Annotated in this window: 13 protein-coding genes; 6 read left to right on the forward strand and 7 right to left on the reverse strand. The window is 57.9% G+C overall.

Features of this window, described 5'->3' with window-relative positions:
* Positions 1-545 precede the first annotated feature (545 nt).
* From NQ491_RS09380 to NQ491_RS09390, 3 genes are all read right to left on the reverse strand, one after another.
* Entirely contained in the window at positions 546-1,319 is a 774-nt protein-coding gene (locus NQ491_RS09380; RefSeq protein WP_019245830.1) for a 3-keto-disaccharide hydrolase, read from the reverse strand.
* Between the two features lie 69 nt (positions 1,320-1,388).
* Positions 1,389-2,081: a hypothetical protein gene (locus NQ491_RS09385; RefSeq protein WP_019245829.1), complete on the reverse strand. Its 693-nt coding sequence runs from the start codon at positions 2,079-2,081 to the stop codon at positions 1,389-1,391.
* 78 nt (positions 2,082-2,159) lie between these two features.
* Positions 2,160-3,146 (reverse strand): glucosaminidase domain-containing protein, encoded by a 987-nt coding sequence (locus NQ491_RS09390; RefSeq protein ID WP_026089637.1) that lies wholly within the window; start codon positions 3,144-3,146, stop codon positions 2,160-2,162.
* A gap of 181 nt (positions 3,147-3,327) precedes the next feature.
* Between NQ491_RS09390 and NQ491_RS09395 the strand changes: the two genes are divergently transcribed.
* The 5 genes from NQ491_RS09395 to mdh all read left to right on the forward strand — a co-directional run bounded on the left by NQ491_RS09395 (position 3,328) and on the right by mdh (position 7,800).
* On the forward strand, positions 3,328-3,930 hold the full coding sequence (locus tag NQ491_RS09395; protein WP_026089636.1) for a DUF4254 domain-containing protein: 603 nt from the start codon (positions 3,328-3,330) through the stop codon (positions 3,928-3,930).
* Positions 3,931-3,941: 11 nt separating this feature from the next.
* Entirely contained in the window at positions 3,942-5,018 is a 1,077-nt protein-coding gene (locus NQ491_RS09400; protein WP_034282989.1) for a glycosyltransferase family 9 protein, read from the forward strand.
* Between the two features lie 189 nt (positions 5,019-5,207).
* Positions 5,208-6,296 (forward strand): endonuclease/exonuclease/phosphatase family protein, encoded by a 1,089-nt coding sequence (locus NQ491_RS09405; RefSeq protein ID WP_259800659.1) that lies wholly within the window; start codon positions 5,208-5,210, stop codon positions 6,294-6,296.
* 104 nt (positions 6,297-6,400) lie between these two features.
* On the forward strand, positions 6,401-6,778 hold the full coding sequence (gcvH, locus tag NQ491_RS09410) for a glycine cleavage system protein GcvH (RefSeq protein ID WP_026089635.1): 378 nt from the start codon (positions 6,401-6,403) through the stop codon (positions 6,776-6,778).
* Between the two features lie 80 nt (positions 6,779-6,858).
* On the forward strand, positions 6,859-7,800 hold the full coding sequence (gene mdh / locus NQ491_RS09415; protein ID WP_026089634.1) for a malate dehydrogenase: 942 nt from the start codon (positions 6,859-6,861) through the stop codon (positions 7,798-7,800).
* A gap of 984 nt (positions 7,801-8,784) precedes the next feature.
* Here mdh and NQ491_RS09420 read toward each other — a convergent pair.
* The 4 genes from NQ491_RS09420 to NQ491_RS09435 are packed head-to-tail and all read right to left on the reverse strand — an operon-like array spanning position 8,785 to position 18,916.
* Positions 8,785-10,563, reverse strand: coding sequence for a RagB/SusD family nutrient uptake outer membrane protein (locus NQ491_RS09420; protein WP_019245822.1), 1,779 nt, complete (start codon positions 10,561-10,563; stop codon positions 8,785-8,787).
* A 42-nt stretch (positions 10,564-10,605) separates the two neighbouring features.
* Entirely contained in the window at positions 10,606-13,677 is a 3,072-nt protein-coding gene (locus NQ491_RS09425; protein ID WP_019245821.1) for a SusC/RagA family TonB-linked outer membrane protein, read from the reverse strand.
* Positions 13,678-13,716: 39 nt separating this feature from the next.
* Positions 13,717-15,657: a RagB/SusD family nutrient uptake outer membrane protein gene (locus tag NQ491_RS09430; protein WP_026089632.1), complete on the reverse strand. Its 1,941-nt coding sequence runs from the start codon at positions 15,655-15,657 to the stop codon at positions 13,717-13,719.
* A 19-nt stretch (positions 15,658-15,676) separates the two neighbouring features.
* Entirely contained in the window at positions 15,677-18,916 is a 3,240-nt protein-coding gene (locus NQ491_RS09435) for a SusC/RagA family TonB-linked outer membrane protein (RefSeq protein ID WP_232423199.1), read from the reverse strand.
* Positions 18,917-19,640: 724 nt separating this feature from the next.
* On the opposite strand from NQ491_RS09435, the gene NQ491_RS09440 reads away from it, so the two are divergent.
* Positions 19,641-20,075, forward strand: coding sequence for an FtsL-like putative cell division protein (locus tag NQ491_RS09440; protein WP_019245817.1), 435 nt, complete (start codon positions 19,641-19,643; stop codon positions 20,073-20,075).
* The last annotated feature ends 2 nt before the right edge of the window (positions 20,076-20,077 follow it).

Here is a 20,077-nt window from a genome sequence, read left to right on the forward strand (position 1 = left end):
CTTGGGGATATCCATGCGCTGGTGCGAAGTGTCGTCCCGAAACGGATGCGGCTGCCGACGGGCGGAACGGGATCGTTCGCACGGGCCGTTGCGTCGGCTGTATCGGGAGAGTGCACGGTCCGAGAAAAGGACAGGCGGATCGCCTGCGGATTATCACGCTTCCCCTTTCCCGTTCAAATTAGGGACGTAAAATTCGTAATGAAGGCGCGACATGCCGGTACGTAGCGTTTCGCGTATTTTGAGGACGCGGTCGATTCCGTTTCGGAGTTCGTGCGGATCGGTTCCGACGCGGCTTTTGTTTGTGGGTATTTGCTCGACGAACTGCTGGGCGGCGGCGAGAGCTATCGGCATCCGTATGTTCCGTGCCATGCGTTTCGTCATACGAGGCCCGGTCGAGGACGAAATTGCGGAATGCGGAGCCGGCAGAGGTTGTCGGGCCGTCCGACTTTTCCCGTATGTCGGACGACAACGGGTCTGAGCAGACAGCCCGCTGTAAACAACCGCTAAGCATGCGGTTTTGCGGAAAATCCGATGGCGCAATAAGGCTATCGCCCGGAAACTTCCTTGCGATCCGTCTTCAGTCGGATATTCCGGAACTCGATCTTCATCGGCGGTCCGACGTGTACCTGCATGCCGATCAGTCCTTCGGAAGTACGTTCCTGCGGGTCGTCGTCCACGACGACACTCATCACATGGCCGTTGATCAGATGGATCAGCGTATGGCCCCGGGCGATTACGTGGCACTCGTTCCATCCGTCGCGGTCGATTTGTGAAAACAATTCGGCTTTATCGCCCGTCGAGCCGACGACGTAAGGCTTTTTGCCCGTTTCCACGCAGCTTACCTGCCCGCGCAGCGCGAGGAAGGTGCGGCCCCGCTCCTCGTAGTTTTGTCCGGTCCATTCGCCCTGGCCGTCGATGTCGAGCTGATAACCGCGCAGCGCATCGGGCACGCCGGGCACCTCGCTGCTGCGATAGTTGATGCCGCTGTTGCCTTCGGCCGAAACCCGATACTCCATCTTCAGCTCGAAATCGGCGGGAGCGTCTCCGCGCCAGATGATGAAGGAGTTCCGTTCCAGCAACGTTTCGGGCGTCACTTCGCCGACGATGCAGCCCTCCTCGACTCTCCAATAGACGGGGTCGTAGGTCCAGCCGTCGAGCGTGCGGCCGTCGAAAATCGGACGGAAGTCCGTTTCGGGCATACCCTCGTCCGGGAACGGGGATTGGGCGCCGAGCGAAGTCGTCAGACAGAGCGCTGCGGCGAAAAAGAACGGGCGAAAACGGTCGATCGCTCCGCCGAAAGAGTATTTTACCTGTTTCATAGCCGGGGATATCGAAAGTTCGGAGCGGGTTCGGCTCGGTTGCGGAACTCGCTCCGAACCGGAGATCGTCTAAATGTCGTCCGAACAGAATTTATAGCCGAGGCGCTTGCCCGTCTGTATCTTCGAGTTCTCGATTTTCGTGTTGAGCTGATCGACCGATACGATCTTGACGGCATCGTACGGCGGAACGAGCAGGTCGAAGTCGATCGTATAGTCGATGGCGGTCTCGACGATGTTGAGCAGCGCGTCGCGGTCGATTCGCTGGGTGCCGAAATTGTTGTGCCTCATGCTGATCTGACGCTTGCCCTCGACGAAATACTGCATTTCGCGGTTGACGAAAATCCGGCCGATCAGGTATCCCTCGTCGGCGCTGCGGTTGTATTTGAACGAATCCGAGAGAAAGTTGTATATGTTGATGATGCCGCAGTAGGAGTTGTCCCGGTTGTCGCGGACATAGGAGTTCTGCCAGATGATGTGCTCGCGGTTGAACTCGAAGACGTTCGAGTGCATGCTGAAAATCAGGATGTCTTCCGCAATCTGCAGCTGGGCCTCGAACTTGCCCCGGTCGCGGTACTCGATCTTCACTTCGTCCTTTCCTTCCTCCTCGAGGGCGTCGTCGATTTCCGACGACATTTCATGCAGCACTTCTTTCAGGCGGCCGAAAACCGAGAACGTGTTGTCGAACACTTTCTGGCTCAGCGATGCTTTCTGGCTCAGTTTCTCGATCAGGTTGCCTCGTATACTGCCGGGGTCACCGTCCATGGTCTTTTCGATTGGTTAATGAGTGTTTTTTATTATCTGAGTGTCTGGTCTTTTTGAATCGTACTGCCTGCGCAGCCTCTACATGAGCCGTATCTGCTGTCCCGCGCTTACCTGCGAGTCGCGGCTGCGGCGGTTGATCGAGCAGAGGTTCTTCAGCCGGATGCCGTACATCTGCGAGATGCCGTGAAGCGTCTCGCCGTCCTTGGCGATGTGGATCAGCTTGCCGTTCTGGCTGCGCTTGTTTTTCGCCCGGATGTAGACCATATCGCCGGGACGGGGCTGCGTGCCGGCATCGAAGTCGTTGTACTTGGCCAGCTTTTTCTCGCTCAGTCCGAATTCGACCGCAACGGACGAAAGCGTTTCGCCCTCGCGGAGCACGACGAACTGGCTGCCGTTGTTCTGGTAAACCGTGTGGCCTCCCTTGCGGCCCTGCACCGAAACGGAATAATTGTCGATATCCACGATGTCGGCGGGCGCGGCGTGCGGTATCTCCTCGGCGATCAGCGCCTGCTTGTCGGGCCGATTGCCCATGATCTGCGGATCGATGTCGCGTCCTTCGTCGAGCAGGTACAGACGGTTGTCCTCGATGATCTTGATCAGCAGCTCGGCGTATTGGGGATTGGTCGCATAGCCGGCCTGCTTGAGCCCGTAGGCCCATCCTTTATAGTCCAGCGGGTCGAGCTTGAACAGGTCCTGATAGCGTTCGGAACGGTCCAGAAACTCGGAGTGGTCGCGATAGGAGTCTTCGGCGGAGGCGTACTTGCGAAAGCATTCGCCCGCCGCGTCGTCGTCGTGCGAGATCGTGGCGCCGGTCCATGTGCTCTTGCATTTGATGCCGAAATGATTGTTCGCTTCGCGGGCGAGCCGGCCGTTGCCGTTGTCCGATTCGAGAAGCGCCTGTGCCATTTTGATGCTGGCCGGGATGCCGTAGATGTCCATCTCCTCGACGGCGAGTCCTTTGTAGCGGCGGATATACTCCTCGCGCGACAGTTTCTGCTGCCCGAGCAGAGTGGCGACGTTCAGCACGGCGGCGATCAGCAGCGGGACGATTCGGTTCGGATTCATAGTTTCGGCGCTTTTCGGGTGAATGTTGCTGAAATGACCGGCGAAGCGTGCGGCTCCGCGGGTCGGTCTGCGCGCTTCGCCGGACGCGGGCCGGCGGTACGAGCCGTTACAAAATTAATATTTTCTTGCAATTTGCGCAAAAATCTTTAGCTTTGTCATATAATCCAACGTCCAAATGATCATGTTTACCTCGAAAAGCAACCGGATCTTCGCACAGGTCATCGACGACTACCACCGTTGCGACGACGTGGATGCTCCGGTCCGAAATCCTTATGCGAACGGCTCGATCGAGTATTTATTGTATCTGAAAAACTGGATCGATACGGTGCAGTGGCATCTGGAGGATATCATCCGCGATCCGAATATCGATCCGGTCGAGGCGCTGAAAATCAAGCGCCGCATCGACCGCTCGAATCAGGAGCGGACCGATATGGTGGAGTACATCGACAGCTATTTTCTCGATCTGTACAAGGACGTTCGGGTAGCTGCTGACGCGACGGTCAATACCGAGAGCCCGGCGTGGGCGATCGACCGGCTGTCGATCCTCGCGCTGAAAATTTACCATATGGAGCAGGAGGTGCGGCGCGAGGACGTGTCGCAGAAGCATATAGAGGAGTGCGGGCGCAAGCTGGACGTGCTGCGCCAGCAACAGGTCGACCTGTCGGGCGCGATCGACGCGCTGCTCGATGACATCGCTGCCGGGCGCAAGTACATGAAGGTGTACAAGCAGATGAAAATGTACAACGACCCGGAGCTTAACCCTGTCTTGTACGCGTCCAAATAACCGGCCCCGATATGGCAATTGTCGGTCGTGCCGCTCCGCTCAGCTTACTCGTTATCCGGTTGTCCGCCATGGGCGACGTGGCTATGACCGTGCCCGTGCTGGCTTTGTTGCGCCGGCAGTATCCCGAAATAAAGATCACCGTGCTGACGACCAAGTTTCTGCAACCTTTCTTCCGGGAGGTGGCGGACGTCTCCTTTTTCGCTCCCGACCTGAAGGGGCGGCACAAGGGGGTGAAGGGGATATGGACGATGAGCCGCGATTTGGGGCGTTTCGATCTGGTCGCCGACTTGCACGACGTGCTTCGGAGCAAGGGACTGCGCAAGCTGATGCGCCTCAAAGGATCGAGGGTGGCCTATATAAATAAGGGGCAGAAGGAGAAGAAGGCTCTGACCGCGCCGGAAAAAAAAATCAAGGTTCAGCTGAAAACGACGGTCGAGCGTTACCGGGATGTGTTTCTGAAGCTGGGCTTCGATCTGCCGCCGGTTCCGCTGCCGGAGAGGATACGCTATCCGATGAGCGAGACCGTCCGGGAACTGGCGGGCGCCCGGGAGAAGCGGTGGATCGGCGTGTCGCCCTTCGCTCAGCACCGAGGCAAGATCTATCCGCCCGAGATGATGGAGCGCGTGATCGTCCGGTTGTCTGAAATTCCGGGAACGAAGGTTTTCGTGTTCGGAGGCGGCGCGTCGGAGCAGGCTTATGCCGAGAGGGTCGCCGCGCTTCGCGAGAATGTCGTTTCGGCGATCGGGCGGGTCCGTTTGGGCGAGGAAATGGAACTGATCTCGAACCTGGACCTGATGGTAAGCATGGATTCTTCGGCATTGCACATGTCGTCGCTGGTCGGCGTACCGGTCGTATCGGTCTGGGGGGCGACGCATCCTTTCGCGGGATTTTACGGTTTCGGGCAGGACCCGTCCTTGGCGGTGCAGCTCGATATGGCGTGCCGTCCCTGTTCGGTGTACGGCAATAAACCCTGCTTGTACGGAACCTATGCCTGCATGAGCGGTATTCCGCCCGAGGCGATCGTCGAGAAGGTATGCCGTCGGCTGGGCGTGGAAATGCCGCCCGAGTGCGACGTTCCGAATCGGTAGAGCGAAGACGGGCCGAGTGCGCCGGGCGAGGCGGCGCCGAGACATGGAGGGAACGTGCCCGGTTGGGTTTTTGCCGGTTGCAGGGGAAATGCTCCTGCGCGGCATGCGAAGGTCCGGCGGCAGGTCGCGGGACCGAGTGCGGCGGAGACTCTTTCGCGGGAATGCGCTCGCATGAAACTCAAAAAACGAATGATACTCCGAAAGATATTCCGTGCGGTGGGAATCGGAACGGCCCTGCTTGCAGCGGCGGTCGCCCTTTTCATCGCCGTGTCGTGGGCGGTCGAATACCGGCCCGGGGAGCGGGAAACGACAATCTGCTGCCCGGAGGGAGAGATCGTGCCGTTGCCCGATACGCTGACGATCCTGTCGTGGAACATCGGTTATGCGGGACTAGGCGACAACATGGACTTTTTCTACGACGGCGGCCGGCGCGTGCGCGACAGCCGCGAGCGAACGGCCCGGAACCTGAAGGAAATCGTCGAGACGATCTCCCGGGTGAATCCCGACATAGCGTTGCTGCAGGAGGTCGATCTCGATTCGCGCCGCAGCTACCGCATCCGCGAGGTCGATACGTTGCGGGCGGCGTTCCCCGGCTATACGCTCGCTTTCGCGTACAATTATAAGGTATGTTGGGTCCCCGTTCCGCTGCGGGCTCCGCTGGGGCGCGTACAGGCAGGAGTCGTGACGCTTTCGCGCTATGCTCCCGTCTCGACGGTTCGCTACGGCTATCCGTCCGCTTTCGGGTTTCCTGTACGGTTGTTCAATCTGAAGCGTTGCCTGCTCGAGGCCGAGTTCGTTACGCGTGGCGGCGATACGGTATGGATCGGCAACACGCATAACACGGCTTACGACACGGGCGGCATGCGTTCCGACGAGATGCGCTTTCTGGGAGAGCTGCTGCGCGCGGCCTCTCTCCGGGGCGTTCGCTCCGTGACGGGAGGCGACTGGAATCAGTATCCGCCCGGCTACGAGCCTTCCGAGGAAGAACTGTCGAACCGCTTTTTCGTCCCTCAGGCGGTCGACTCGTCGCTGATCGGGCCGGGCTTCCGTTTCGCGTACGATCCGGCAAGGCCGACGCTGCGCTATCTGGACCGGCCCTATGTCCCGAGCCGGGCCAGTATGGAGCGTCCGACGACGACGTTGACCGACTTTTTCCTTCTCTCCGGCGGCATCCGCGTACTTTCGGTAGAAACGCTTCCGCTCGGGTTCCGGTCGAGCGATCACGATCCCGTGCTGCTTCGGATCGCGTGGGAAAAAGAGGCGGATGCGTGCCGCTGAGTTTTTGTGTTAAATAATTCACAGTTCGTTTCGCGATTCCGCAAAAATGTGCTACCTTTGGGTTCCGAAACAACGGGTTTTCAAATCCAAAAGCCATTATTCGTATGAACGTACCTGATCATTTGAAGTATTCGAAAGACCACGAGTGGATTCGCGTGGAAGGCGACGAGGCGTATGTCGGAATCACCGACTTCGCGCAGAGTCAGTTGGGCGATATCGTTTTCGTCGACGTGACGACGGTGGGCGAGACGCTGGCGCAGAACGACGTTTTCGGAACGATCGAGGCGGTGAAGACCGTGTCGGACGCTTTTCTGCCCGTCGGCGGCGAGGTGCTCGAGTTCAACGAGAGCCTGAACGACGCTCCCGATCGGGTGAATGCCGATCCGTACGGAGAAGGCTGGATCGTCAAAATCCGCATGAGCGATCCCTCCGAGCTCGGCGTATTGCTGTCGGCCGACGATTATGCGAAACTGATCGGGTAGGGTGCGGTGCCGACGCGCGGCGTCCGCTCCGGAGAAAGTCAGCGATTATCCAAGGTATTACTTAAAAAACATACAGAATCATGAGCAAAGTTACAGTAGTGGGTGCAGGTAACGTGGGTGCGACCTGTGCCAATGTGATCGCGACGCGGGAGATTGCCGACGAGCTGGTTCTCCTCGATATCAAGGAAGGCGTTTCGGAAGGCAAGATGCTGGATATTTTCCAGACCGCTACGCTAATGGACTTCGATACGAAGCTGACCGGCGTGACGAACGATTATGCCGCTACGGCGGATTCCGACGTCGTGGTCGTGACTTCGGGCATGCCTCGTAAGCCGGGCATGACGCGCGAGGAACTGATCGGCGTGAATGCCGGCATCGTCGCTTCGGTCGTGGGCAATATCCTGAAGTATTCCCCGAAAGCGGTCATCCTGATGATCAGCAATCCGATGGACACGATGACCTATCTGGCGCTGAAGAAGAGCGGACTTCCGAAGAATCAGATCTTCGGCATGGGCGGTGCGCTCGACTCGGCCCGCTTCAAGTGTTATCTGAGCAAGGCGCTGAAAGCCAACTCGAACGAGATCGAGGGCATGGTGATCGGCGGTCACGGCGACACGACGATGATTCCGCTCTATTCGAAGGCTACCTACAAAGGCATTCCGGTAACCGAACTGCTGAGCAAGGAAGAGGTCGAGAAGGTCGTTGCCGACACGATGGTGGGCGGAGCGACGCTGACCAAGCTGCTGGGCACGTCGGCCTGGTACGCACCGGGCGCAGCAGCCGCTTATGTAGTGGAGTCGATCATCCGTGACCAGAAGAAGGTGGTGCCGTCGTGCACGTATCTGGAAGGCGAGTACGGTCAGAACGACATCTGCATCGGCGTTCCGGCCGTGATAGGCCGGGGCGGCGTCGAGAAGGTGCTGACGCTGAACCTGACGGCCGACGAGAAGGCGCTGTTCGAAAAGAGCGCCGAGGCCGTTCGCAAGACCAACAACATCCTGCACGAGATCAAGGCGCTCTAAGGACGCCGGATCGGAATAAAGCCGGACGGGGGATTTCCCTTCGTCCGGCTTTTCTTTGTAAGGGGGGAGAATCGTAGCCTCTGAGCGGGCTGGAGTTCCTTGCCCGGTTCCCGAATGGATTTTGCGGGAGAGACGATCCGGATACGTATCGGAGAACAGGCTCGGACGCGGGACCGGAGGTGGAACGGGGATGTTCCGGGGAACGGTACTTGTCGGGGGAAAGGATGTACGGAGCCGAAAAGCAGGGCCCGTGAAGGGCGAGGGGCCGGCGTCCGTCGACGGGAAAGCCTTACGGAGCGTGAGCGGGGATGCCCGGCACAGGACCGGTCTGCGACGTGTGGACGATGATCTGGCATGTCACAGATGCGCGGGCATGTCGGCTCTTATATGGATAGCCCGTGAAACCGCAGGCTGCTAAGGCATTCTATGGTACGCCGTGGAAAACTATTTAAGAAGCTATGGAATACGATTTGTTGGGAAGCAGCTTCGGGGCGTGGCCGTCGGCGTCGTGACCGTCCTTATGCCCGTAAGCGTCGTCGGAGCCGTCTGGCCGCCGTCGTGCCGTCAATCGCATGGTTGACGTAGGGGGCGTGTGCGGTCGCTTCGGTTGCGGGGCATGGGATCGTCTGGCCGGTCCCGATCGTAGTCGGATTGCCGTCATCTTGAGGTGAACACGGGTTTCGACGCGAGGCGTTTGGTCGCCGGTCGAGGCGGGCAGAGAAGCGATTGCTTTCGAACAGCGCCTTCTCGTCGGCCGTCAGGTTCAGCGTCAGCACCTTCTCGACGCCGCCCGGCCGGTCACGGAGTTACGAACGGTCGGGAAAGCGATTTTGCTGACGACGGAAGCGGTATGTACCAAACGGAAAACGGCGGCCGGGAAGGGCCGCCGTTTTCTGAAAATAACATGAACTAACAAATTGGCAGAATTTTTATTACATAATCTTGTTAAATAGGTTTATAGTATAGAGCAAGGCGAAAAATCGGCTATTGTTCCCAACCCGGGTTCTGCCACTGAACGCCGGTATTGTTATTGGCTTTGTTCACTTCGCTCTGCGGAAGGGGATAGAGATTGAACTTGTCGGCTCCGCAGGCACGGTCGCCTACCTTGAATCGGGTGTAGGTGAATCGGTTGCCTTCCTTGGTGATCCGCATGCCGGTGACGGTCCGGTCGGTTTCGCCCAGAATACCCCAGCGGCGTACGTCCCAATAGCGGTGTTCCTCGAAAGCCAGCTCGACGCGTCGCTCGTTGCGGCAGCGAAGGCGGAATTCGTCCTGAGAAGCGATGTCGAGCAAGGGCATGCCGGCGCGGCTACGCACTTCGTTGATCGCCTCGAGAGCCGTCATCCGGTTGTCGGGATTCTGGTCGGGACCATAGGCTTCGTTGGAGGCTTCCGCATGGTTCAAAAGCAGCTCCGCCAGCCGGAATACGCGCACGGCTCCGTCGGCGCTGTTGTCATGGCTCGATTTCCAGTTGTTGAACTTGCGCATGTAGTAACCCGTGCGGGTGTGCGTCCGGTCGATGTTGAGAGTCAGCCCTTCGCGGCCTCCGACGAACGTTTCGACCCGGTTGCCCGTACCGTCCAGATTGCGTTGCGCGCCGTTGTAGTAGATCGAGGCGTAGAAACGCGGATCGAGGCTCGCATAGGGGTCCTGAGGGTCGTAGCCTGCGGCGAGGGCCTGCTGGTTATAGTTGGGCTTGGTATGGTCGCCGCCGATGTACGGCGTGTTCAGATCCAGTACGGGATAGCTTTCCCCGTCGGGAGCGACGAACTCGTAGGCGTCGACCTGCTCCTGCGTAGGGCAGGGACCGGCGGTCGACATGCGGTCGTTCGACGGAAGTCCCGCATCTCGCCAAACGGACTGACGGCCTCCGTAGCCGTAGATCGTTTCCTTATCCGTCGAACGGGAAGCGTCGGAGAGCAGAATGTGGAAATAGGCGTAGGCATTCTGGGCCACGTCGGCTGCCGGAGCGGTCTTATACAGTACGTATCCGCCTTCGTTCATGCAGGCGTCGACCGCTTCGCCGGTGATTTTCGCCGCGTCTTCCCAAGAGAACGTTCCGTCGGACCACTTCGGGCTAGCAGCGTACAGCACCGCTTCGGACATGATCGCGTAAGCCATGCCGCGCGTCACGTTGTTGTCGCCCTGATCGGCCGTCCACGGAAAGGAGCTGGCCGGGGATTCGAGCGCCGCGCGGCAGTCCTCGATGATGAACTCCACGCACTCGTTGAACGTGGCGCGACGGTCGGACGAGAAGTCGTGATCGACGCCCAGCTCCTCCTTGATGATCGGGACGCCTCCGTAGCGCTTGACCAGCTGCCAGTAGTACAGCGCACGCATCGTATAGGCTTCGCCCATCCATTGCTCCTTGTCTTTCTGAGTTACGTTGCCGGGCAGCGTGTTGACCTGCATGCCGGTAATGAAAATGTTGCACTTGCGGATGCCTTGGAACAAGGACTCCCACGGATTGTCGGGACCGTACCAGTTGCTTGACGAGGTAGAGCCCTGATAGAAGTTGTAGTAGTTCTGTCCGTTGGACGTTCCCGCGTCGGAGTGGTGCGTCTCGTCAGTGTACCCCGCGCGGGTCAGGCTGACGCCCGGGCAATAGTTGTAGCAACCGTTGAGCCACCCCATGATTTTATATCGGTCCTGGAATATTTCCCCTCTCGATATGCGTCCGTCGGTAGTCAGGTCCAGCTTGTCGTTGCAGGAAAATACGAGTCCGAGGACGGCTGCGGCTAAAATGATGACGTATTTTTTCATAGTGATTGTTTCCTTCGGTTAGATTAGAATAGAGTCCTCCTGTCAGAATACGACGTTGATGCCGATGTTGTAGGTCCGGTAGGCGGGGAAGTCCCAATAGTTGCTTTCCGGTCCGAAGTCGCCCGATTTCATGCGGTCCCATGTCCAGAGGTTCTGTCCGCTCAGGTAGATACGGACTTTTTCCGCTGAGATGGCTCGTGAAATCCGGGCCGGCAGCGTGTACGAGATCATCACGTTCTTCAGTCGGAGGAATGCCAAATCGTAGAGATAATAGTCGCTGGGCTGGTGGCTGGTGCTGGTGTTCATCGAGAGGGCAGGCCCCGAGATCGGCTCGCCGTTGGCCACCCGTTCCCATGTCCATGCGTTCCAGTGGCGGGCGCCGTAGATGCCCGAATAATTGTTCTCGTAGATGCCGACGCCGCTTTTGACCGAGTTGCACTGGCCCTGTCCTTGGAACAGCACGCTGAAATCCCATGACCGGTATGTGAAGCCGGCCGAGAAGGAGTACTGTATCTTGGGCATCCAGCCTTTGTTCAGGGGGACTTGGTCGGCTTCGGTGATCCGGCCGTCCTCGTTCAGGTCGACGTACTTCAGGTCGCCCAAGCGGGGAGTGCCGAACGAGTGCTCGGGTGCCGCGTCCAGCTCCTCCTGCGTGTTGTAGTAGCCGTCGGTGACGTATCCGAACTGGGTGCCCACGGGGAATCCTTCCGTTCGGTGGCGGTATACGTAGCCCTCGTCCTTGATCGCCTCGGCTACGTCGATCACCTTGTTGTCGGCCCATGTGAACGTGCCGTAGGCGAATACGCGCCAGTCCTTGTTGATCTGCTTGGTGAAGCCGAGCGAAAGGTCTACGCCGTGATTCTCGAACTTGCCGACATTCGTCTTGGGGTAGTTGCCCAGCGGTACGCCCTGATAGGCGGGAATGCGGGCGACGGCCTGAACGACCATGTTGTCCATCCGTTCCTTGAAGTAGTCGAGCGAGAGGGTCAGCGAGTTGAACAGCCCGATGTCGATGCCGTAGTTCTGCTTCTTCGATACCTCGGCCTCGAACAGCGGGTTGCCGATCAGACCCTCCTGAAGCACGTAGCGGTAAGCGGTCACGGTTCCTCCGCGCACCTGCCGCACGTCGTCCATGTAGGAGAAGCGCTGAGAGTCGAGCAGGTCGTTGGCGGTTTTGCCGTAGGAGGCTCTGATTTTGAGCAGCGTGAGCCAGCGCGAGTCGCGCAGAAAGGCCTCGTTCGAGGCGACCCATGCGCCCGATACGGAAGGAGTAGCCATGAAGCGGTGGTCGCGGGCGAACTGGTCGGAACCCGAATAGCCCAGGTCGAACTTCACCAGATAGCGGTCGTCGTATCCGTAAGTGGCTTGGAATCCGGAGTGGAGTCTTTTGTAATTCAGGTTGTTGGCTCCGCTTCCGGTGTATTGCTGCGAGAGGCTCTGGTAAAGCATGTATCCCATCGCGCTGACGCTGTGCCGTCCGAACCGGCGGGCGTAGTCCAAATGGACGATGCCGTCCAGATGGTAGTACTCGGTACTTCCCTTGCCGACGGACAGGGGAGTGTCGATGTCGCTTCCTTTGCGGACGAACTCGAGCACGTCGTAGTCATCCGTCCGCCGGTATTTCTCGTAGCTTTGCGTCGTGATGTGATAGCCGTTGGCATTGGTCTGGTAGGCGAATACGCCGCTCAGCGAGAGTCCCTTGGTCAGAAAGCTCATGTCCAGATTCAGTCCGACCTGCGAGTTGATGTTCGTGACGGTCGTCCGCGTGAATCCGGCCCGGTTCAGGCGTCCGTAGGCGGGAAAGTCGTAATCCTGCGTCACGACGACCTTTCCGTCGGGCGTCAGAGGACCGGGCGTCGTCGGCGGAACGATGAACAGGCTCTGGTAGATGCCGTACAGCGAGTAGGTCGCGTTATCGGGCGTCCGCTCGCGGCGGATGTTGCCGCTCAGATTGACATAGCCGCTCAGGTACTTGTTCAGCTTGACGTCCACGTTCGTGCGGTAGTTGAACCACGTGAAGTTCGGGTTGGACTTGTATTCCTCGTTCTCGGTCTTGAACCAGCTGCCCTGATGCAGGAAGCTGACGTTCGAGAAGAAGCGGACGTTGTCGTTTCCGCCCGATACGTTGACATTGACGCGCTGCTGCGACGAAAGTCTTTTCATGAACATGTGGTACCAGTCGTTGTCGGGGTACAGCTCGCGGTTCTCGCCCGACTTGAACTGGGCGATCTGCTCCTCGGTGAAGGGGAGCCGGTCGCCGCTCAGGCCGTCGTTGATGGCGGCTTGCCGGCGCATCGTGGCGTATTCCCACGAGCTGTAAATGCGCGGATGGGTGATCCATTGCTGGAACGACTGGTCGAAGCTGGCCTCGATCTTGGTGCGGCCGGGCTGCCCGCGCTTGGTCGTGATGACCAGTACGCCGTTGGCGCCCTGAATGCCGTACAAGGCTGCCGTCGAGGCGTCTTTGAGGAAAGTGACCGTCTCGATCTCGTTCGCGTTGATGTACTGATAGGATTCGTTGGCGTTATACGAGCACGGAATGCCGTCGATGACTACCAGCGGCGTCGTGTTGTAGTTCTGGGTGTGGAGTCCGCGTCCTATTGCGTAGAGTTTCTCGCGCGTAGGCTCGGACTGGTACTCGTCCAGATAGAGGCCCGTCAGGCGGCCGGTCAGCGCCTGAGACAGGCTGGCTACCGGGCTTTTGCGCAACTCGTCGCCCGTGACGACCGAGACGGCGCCCGATACGTCCTTGAGCTTCTGGTCGGTATAGCCCATATGGATGGTCTGGTCGCCGTAGTGCCCGTCGGCGAGCATCTTCACGTCGACGTCGGCGCCTTTCCGGTAGGGAACGCTTTGGTCGGCATATCCCAAATAGGAGAATACGACCCGGTCGCTGCCGTCGTTGACGTCGATCGAGTACGATCCGTCTTTCTGCGTGACGGAGCGGTTGTTTCCGTTGGCCGAGCGAATGGCGACACCGACCAGCGGCTTGCCGAACTCGTCGCGGACCATGCCCTTCATGGCCGCGCCTTTCTGCGCGTACGCGGCCGACAGGGGACCGGTCAGCATGAGTACGAGCAGCAACGATATTTTGATAAGGGTTTTATGTGTCATCTCGTTTGTCGGTTTTAAATCCATTAAAGAAATTGGCTGCTACCATCCGGGATTCTGCCAGTTCATGCCGGTAATCGACTCCAAGCGGGAAGCCTCGGCCAACGGAAGCGGCAGGAACAGGAACTTGTTCGTGTAGCAAGCGTACCCGTTGTCGCGTATCTTGATCCGCTGGTAGGTGTAAGTGCCGTTCGGCTGCTCGTCGATCTGCATGGCCGTGGTATAGTGCAGGATATCTTCCAAATTGCCGTCGGGCTGCTGCCAGCGGCGGATGTCGAAGAAGCGGTGCTCCTCGAAAAACAGCTCGATGCGGCGCTCGGCGCGGATTTCCCGGATCAGCGCCGCCTGATCGGTCGTCGTGATATGGGGCATGGCTACCCGGTCGCGGATCTCTTTCAGCGCTTCGAGCGCGTCGGACGTGTGCCCGGCTTCAGCCGCTGCTTCGGCATAGTTCAGGATGATCTCTGCGAAGCGGAAATGTTTGAAGCCGGGGGCGTCGTTGCGTGGTGAAGTTGGGTTTTTGGTTGGGTTCAGGTATTTTCGCGAGTAATAGCCGGTGCGCGTGCGCTGCCGCTTGTTCGTCGTGGACGCCTTGAGGTCGGAGCCGGTCCACGGGTCGGTTTGGCTGCAATCGATTTCCCGCGCGCGGAACGTATTCACGGCGTATTCGCCTTCGGCAAAGCTCCAGCGGGTATAGCGCTTCGAGCCGTGATAATAGATCGAGGCATAGAAGCGCGGATCGCGGAAGCAGGAGTACGGGTCGCTTTCGCTGTATGCTTCGTTTTTGGAGTCTTTGGCATTGGGGTTGAGGTTGGGCTGCGTATGCTCGACGTTCAGGTAGGGCCTGCTCAGGTCGAGAATCCAGTCTCCCTCGTTCGTCGGGTAGGCGTCCACCATTTCCTGCGTCGGAACGGGGCCGGACTTGTATCCTTCCTGCATGCCGACGCCGCCGATATGGTAGACCTGCCCGTTGCCGTTGCGGTCTTCCCAGATCGTTTCCAAGTCGCGCCCCCCGCCGTAGTCGTGCCACTCGCAGAAATACTCGTTCAGTGCGGCTGCTGCAGCGGCTTGGTCGGCCGGATAACCTTCGGGCGTGATCAGGGCCTGATCGTTCGTATACTCCTCGATTTTCGAAGTCTTGTAGAGTTCGTAGCCGGCGCTCTTGATCGCGTTGTAGGCGTCTTGCGTCACTTCGTATGCCTTATCCCAAAGGTTGTTGCCTCCGTTATATAACGGACTGGCCGCATAGAGCATCACGCGCGACTTGATCGCCCATGCAACCGCCTTGGTGACGCGCTGCTGCTCGGCACTGGTAGTGATTCTCCATGGCAAGGCATCCGTATTGATCGCCGAGTCGCAGTCGCTCAGGATGAAATCGGTCAGGTCGGTGATCGATGCCGGTGTCAGTCCCGAAAAATCATCGGCCATGTTATAGGGCGTGTCCTCTATCGGCAACGTAGGACCGTAGAGGCGCAGCAACAGCATGTAGTAGTAGGCCCGCAGTACGTGCGCTTCGGCTTTCCACCGCTGCCTGTCGGACTCGCTGTCTACGTTGGCCGTCCCGATGCGGCTGATGAAGTAACTGCAGTTCCAGATGGCGTTCCAGTAGGCTTCCCAATAGCTTTGGGCCGCTGCGTCGGCATAGAGCGCACCGTTGCCGATATTGCCGATGTCGGTGCCGCCGGCCGAAATGTTTCCGTTGTACATGTTGTTCGGAACCATGCCCGAACCGTCGCTGTCGGCATCGTTGTCAAAGCACTCGTCGCTGGTGCAGACGAACCAGTTCGTCCAGAAATAGTACCGATACCCGCACTTGGGAATCTTCCAGTAGCAGTTGTTCAGAAAGGCGCCGGTCTTGTCGTTGTCGGCAAATACGTCGTCGTAGCTGATTTTCCCGTCGGGAGCCGTGTCCAGCACCTTGGCGCACGAGCCCATTGCAAGCGCCGCTACGGCGACCGGCAAGAAAAGGTATTTTATTTTCATAATATTGATTTTAATAGGATTAGAACGTGATATTCACTCCGACGTTCATCATTTTCGTCAGGGGGTATCCGATCGGGTCGTCCTGCTCGGGATCGATATGGTCGGCGACCTGAGGCGAATGGGTCCACAGGTTCTGCCCGCTCACGTAAACCCGAACCTTGCTGATGCCTATCGCGCGGAGCCAGCGCTGGGGAAGCGTGTAGCCGAGCTCGATGTTCTTCAGACGGATGAACGAGCGGTCGAAAACGAAGAAGTCGTTCGCCCGCGTGTTCACATTATCGCCCGTGTGCAGCGCGGGGTAGGTGATTTTCTCGCCGTTTTCGTAGCGCTCCTTGGTCCATGCCCGCTTGTGATAGTTGTAGTAGGTGCCTTCCTTGGTCCATTCGTACACGTTCTGAGTAGTGCCCGAGAAATGGGAGTATTTCGAAACGCCTTGGAAGAAAATCGTGAAGTCGATACCCTTGTAGTCGAGTCCGAGCGTGAATCCGTAAGTAATGCGCGGAATCTTCGTGTAGCGGAGGGGAACCTGGTCTTTCTCGTCCACCACCCCGTCATCGTTCAGGTCCATGTACTTGAAGTCGCCGAGTCCCGGCGTTCCGAAACTGTATTTCGTATGAGACAGGTATTCGTCCAGCTCTTCCTGCGTGTTGAAAAAGCCGTTGCCGTTGCTGTAGTCGATTTTGTAGCCCCAGTTCGTGTTGATCGGGAAACCGGTCTGGCGGTAACGGTAGACGTAGTCTGAAGGATTGATCGGTTCGTCCATGTAGATCTGCTTGTTCTTGTTGTAGTTGAACATGCCCCGGAACTGCAAGGTGAGGTCCTTGGCGACCCTTTTGATATAGTTCAGCTCGATTTCAAAGCCCTGGTTTTTGACTTTGCCCATGTTCATTTTGGGAATATTGGCCAGCGGCGTGCCTTGAATCATCGGTACCGACTTGCGATCGATCAGGATGTCTTCCCGGTTCTCGATGAAGTAGTCGAATGTCAGGTTCAGCTCGCTCCACAGTTGCAGGTCGAAGCCGTAGTTCTGCTTCTTGGCGATTTCCCATGACAGATTGGGGTTGCCCAACAGTCCGGCACTGACTCCCTGCCCGTTGCCGAGGCTTCCCAGCGTGCCGCCTCCCATCGTGATGTTGTCGATGTACAGGAAGCGGTTATTGCCGAGCTTGTCGTTGCCGACCTTGCCGTACGAGGCGCGAAGTTTGAGCATCGTCAGCGTGCGGCTATCTTTGAGAAACTTTTCGTTGCTGATTACCCAGCCGGCCGATACGGCGGGGAAAAAGCCGTAGCGGTTAGAGGGCGCGAACTGCTCGGAGCCGTTATAGCCCATGTTGAACTCGAACAGGTACCGGTTGTCGAAGTCGTATGTGGCCCGCGCGACGAGTCCCATCACGTTATACGGTAAATCGCCTCCGTTCGTTTCCCAATAGTCGCGCTGGACGAGCAGCATGCCTCCTACCGTGTGGAGACCGAACGTACGGTTGTAGTTCAGCGAGGCCTGCAGGTTGATCGTGTAGCGCGAGGCTGCGCTCTTGCTGATCGTCAGCGGCGAGTATTCCTGATTCGAGTAAATCGAGTAGGAGGGAACGTCGTCCACGTTGCTCACGACGTAGAGCAGTTGTCGCTGTGCGGCGTCGAGGTTGGTGACGGCCAAGGCGTCGTAAGAGGCCATCCCTTTCAGACTGAGCCCTTTGGTGATGAAGCTCAGGTCCCATTCGCCTCCCAGCGTGGCGTTCAGACTCGTGTTGACGTCGTTGTGATAGCCTTGGCGGTTGATTACTTCCATGGCCGAACGGTCCAAATAGGTCGGGAAGACCAGAGCCTTCTCGTCCAGTCCGGAGTAGGGATCGACATAGGGGCCCGGCGTGATCGGCGTGATCGTCGTGGCTTGGTACAGCACGTCGCGCATCATCCAACCCGTATCCGTGTTGGGATAGGTACTGCCGCTCGGCATGTTGACCTGTTCGATGTACGTGCCCAGATTCAGAAAAGCCTTGAAGCTCTTGGTCACCTGATAGTCCAGATTCGCCCGGAAGCTGTAACGGTCCATTTTGGCCGACGGGTCGTAGCCGAGGAAGGATTTGGGCTCGACCTTCAGGTTGCCGCCCTGATGCAGATAGGCCGCGTTGACGAAATACTTGACTTTTTCCGTCCCGCCGCTGATGTTCATGTTGACGCGGGTCTGGGGCGTGTAGCGCTTGATCAGCTCCCGATAATAGTCGTGGTTCGGATACAGGTACTGCATCTGAGCCGCCTTCTTGGCGTAATCCGGATCGTTCGGATCGAGCCCTTTCAGCGGGTCGGCATACTTGGCCCGGGTAATTGCATCGAAGGGAGCTTCCTTATGGTCGTTTCTCGAAGCCTGATTCCGCAGGTCGATGTATTCGAGCGAGGTGAGGCGCTCCGGTTCCCGCGTGAACGAGGTCCAGCTCTGCTCGAAGTTCAAATCGAGCTTGGCCTTGCCGGTCTGTCCGCGCTTGGTCGTGATCAGGATCGCTCCGTTGGCTCCGCGCACGCCGAATACGGCCGTAGCCGAGGCGTCCTTCAGCACGGACACGTTGTCCACCTCGTCCGCGCTCAGGTAGTCCATATTGTCGCGCGGCACGCCGTCGATCAGAATCAGCGGACTTGTGCCGTTGATCGTAGCGGCACCTCGAAGCATCAGCGTCGATTGGTCCTTACCCGGCTGGCCGCCTCTCTGCTGGAGGGAGGTCAGACCCGACAGGCGTCCGGCCAAGGCCGTGGAGAGGTTCGCCGACGAACTTTGCTTGAGCTCCTTGGTCTGAACCGACGAAACCGAGCCGGTTACCGAAACTTTTTTCTGGGTTCCGTAGGCTACGACGACGACTTCGTCGATGTTCTGCGAGTTGTCCTGAAGAGCTACTTTCAAGGATGTCTTGTTGCCGACCGCTATCTCCTGAGTGTTGTAGCCCAAATAAGAAAATACGAGGGTAGCCCCGGGTTCGACCGAGAGCTGGAAATGTCCCTGCGCATCGGTCGTCGTGCCGGTAGTGGTGTTCTTGACCATGACGGTCACTCCTACCAGAGGTTCGCCCGACTCGTCGGTAACGGTACCCGAAACGGGCTGCTTGGCTTGCTGGGCGGATAACGGGGCCGCTCCGAGATGGCCGCTCTCCGCAGCATAGGCTCCGAACGGAGCCGACGCCAGCAGAGCGAGTGCGGCGAATATCCTCGCTCCGGCTCGGGTGCCGCTCGTTGCTGTCATCCATGTCCATACGCTGAGTAGAGGTTTGTTCATAGATAGAAATTTTAGGTTAAAAATTAAGTTTTAGGACTATTCCTGGTGTAGTCGTAAGACAAAAACTTCCGTAAATATAAAAGTTTTATTATTTAAAAAAGAACGTAGGGGAATGTTTTTTGTATTTAACCGGTTAAATTTCATGTGTTTTGGCCTTTTTTTTGAAATCCTGGAATGATTTTCCGCCTTTTTAATAACAAAAATCGGCAGGATATGCCATGTAAAGTCGGGGACGGATGCGAATGGTTTGATTTTCAAAGCGGCATAATGAGAGGGTATAAGAAAATATGGGGTTAACGTTTTGATATTCAATACAATATTTCTAGTAAAGCCTTTTTGAAACAAATTTCGGACCGTAGGTAGTATTATTAAAGAAACGCGTTACGGCGCGGTCCGATCGGAAGAATCGAGCGCGTTTGAGAATGTTTCCCTTTCAAAATTGGGGGGGTGTCTGTGGCGACTTTTGTCCGAAGCGTGCGGGCTTATCGTTCGACGGAAGCGATGATATTGTCCTGCCGGTTGCCGGTACATCGTTTCCGGCTGGCCTCGGATTCCGGCGTTTCCTTGTTGCACGATTGTTCTTGGGCAGGGAGCTCCCTTTACTTTTTTTATCCGCAGTCCGGATTCTTCGGGCCGGTTCGGGTGCGGGACTTCGGTTTCGATGCTGCCGGAGGCTTTTTGTTCGGATAAAAATATTACTTTTGTTCGTACAAATTGGCCGGGTATGGATATGGAGGATGATTTCGGGCGATCGTGGCGACAGGACGGACCTGCGGAAGGTCCCTCTGCCGCCGTGCCGGAGCGGGAGCGACAGCCCGATCCGCAGCCCGTGCGTCCACCCTCGCGTTTCGAGCGTTATGTGGGGCAAATGCTTTCGGGCAGCTTCTTGATGCGGGCCGAAGTGCGGCGGCAGTATCCCTACGTGCTGTTCATGGCTTTGCTGATGTTTCTGTATATCGCCAACGGGTTTCATATTCAGAAGCTGCACCGCCGTCACGACCGTCTGACCGAGCAGGTCAAGGAACTGAGGGCGCGGTCGCTGACCGTGTCGTCGCTGAGGATGATCTCCACGCGGCAGAGCGAAATTATCCGGGAGCTGGAACTGCGGGGAATTCCGCTCGAGGAGTCGCTGAGTCCCCCGAAAGTGATCGAGAAATAGAC

The sequence above is a fragment of the Alistipes ihumii AP11 genome (assembly GCF_025144665.1).
GTDB lineage: Bacteria > Bacteroidota > Bacteroidia > Bacteroidales > Rikenellaceae > Alistipes_A > Alistipes_A ihumii.

Bases quoted from the DNA above. Each gene is read 5' to 3' on its own strand.
- NQ491_RS09440 (WP_019245817.1), top strand. From the start codon at position 19,641: ATGGATATGGAGGATGATTTCGGGCGATCGTGGCGACAGGACGGACCT.
- NQ491_RS09425 (WP_019245821.1), bottom strand. From the start codon at position 13,677: ATGACACATAAAACCCTTATCAAAATATCGTTGCTGCTCGTACTCATG.
- NQ491_RS09435 (WP_232423199.1), bottom strand. From the start codon at position 18,916: ATGAACAAACCTCTACTCAGCGTATGGACATGGATGACAGCAACGAGC.
- NQ491_RS09405 (WP_259800659.1), top strand. From the start codon at position 5,208: ATGATACTCCGAAAGATATTCCGTGCGGTGGGAATCGGAACGGCCCTG.
- NQ491_RS09385 (WP_019245829.1), bottom strand. From the start codon at position 2,081: ATGGACGGTGACCCCGGCAGTATACGAGGCAACCTGATCGAGAAACTG.
- NQ491_RS09380 (WP_019245830.1), bottom strand. From the start codon at position 1,319: ATGAAACAGGTAAAATACTCTTTCGGCGGAGCGATCGACCGTTTTCGC.
- NQ491_RS09390 (WP_026089637.1), bottom strand. From the start codon at position 3,146: ATGAATCCGAACCGAATCGTCCCGCTGCTGATCGCCGCCGTGCTGAAC.
- NQ491_RS09420 (WP_019245822.1), bottom strand. From the start codon at position 10,563: ATGAAAAAATACGTCATCATTTTAGCCGCAGCCGTCCTCGGACTCGTA.
- NQ491_RS09400 (WP_034282989.1), top strand. From the start codon at position 3,942: ATGGCAATTGTCGGTCGTGCCGCTCCGCTCAGCTTACTCGTTATCCGG.
- NQ491_RS09395 (WP_026089636.1), top strand. From the start codon at position 3,328: ATGTTTACCTCGAAAAGCAACCGGATCTTCGCACAGGTCATCGACGAC.
- gcvH (WP_026089635.1), top strand. From the start codon at position 6,401: ATGAACGTACCTGATCATTTGAAGTATTCGAAAGACCACGAGTGGATT.
- NQ491_RS09430 (WP_026089632.1), bottom strand. From the start codon at position 15,657: ATGAAAATAAAATACCTTTTCTTGCCGGTCGCCGTAGCGGCGCTTGCA.
- mdh (WP_026089634.1), top strand. From the start codon at position 6,859: ATGAGCAAAGTTACAGTAGTGGGTGCAGGTAACGTGGGTGCGACCTGT.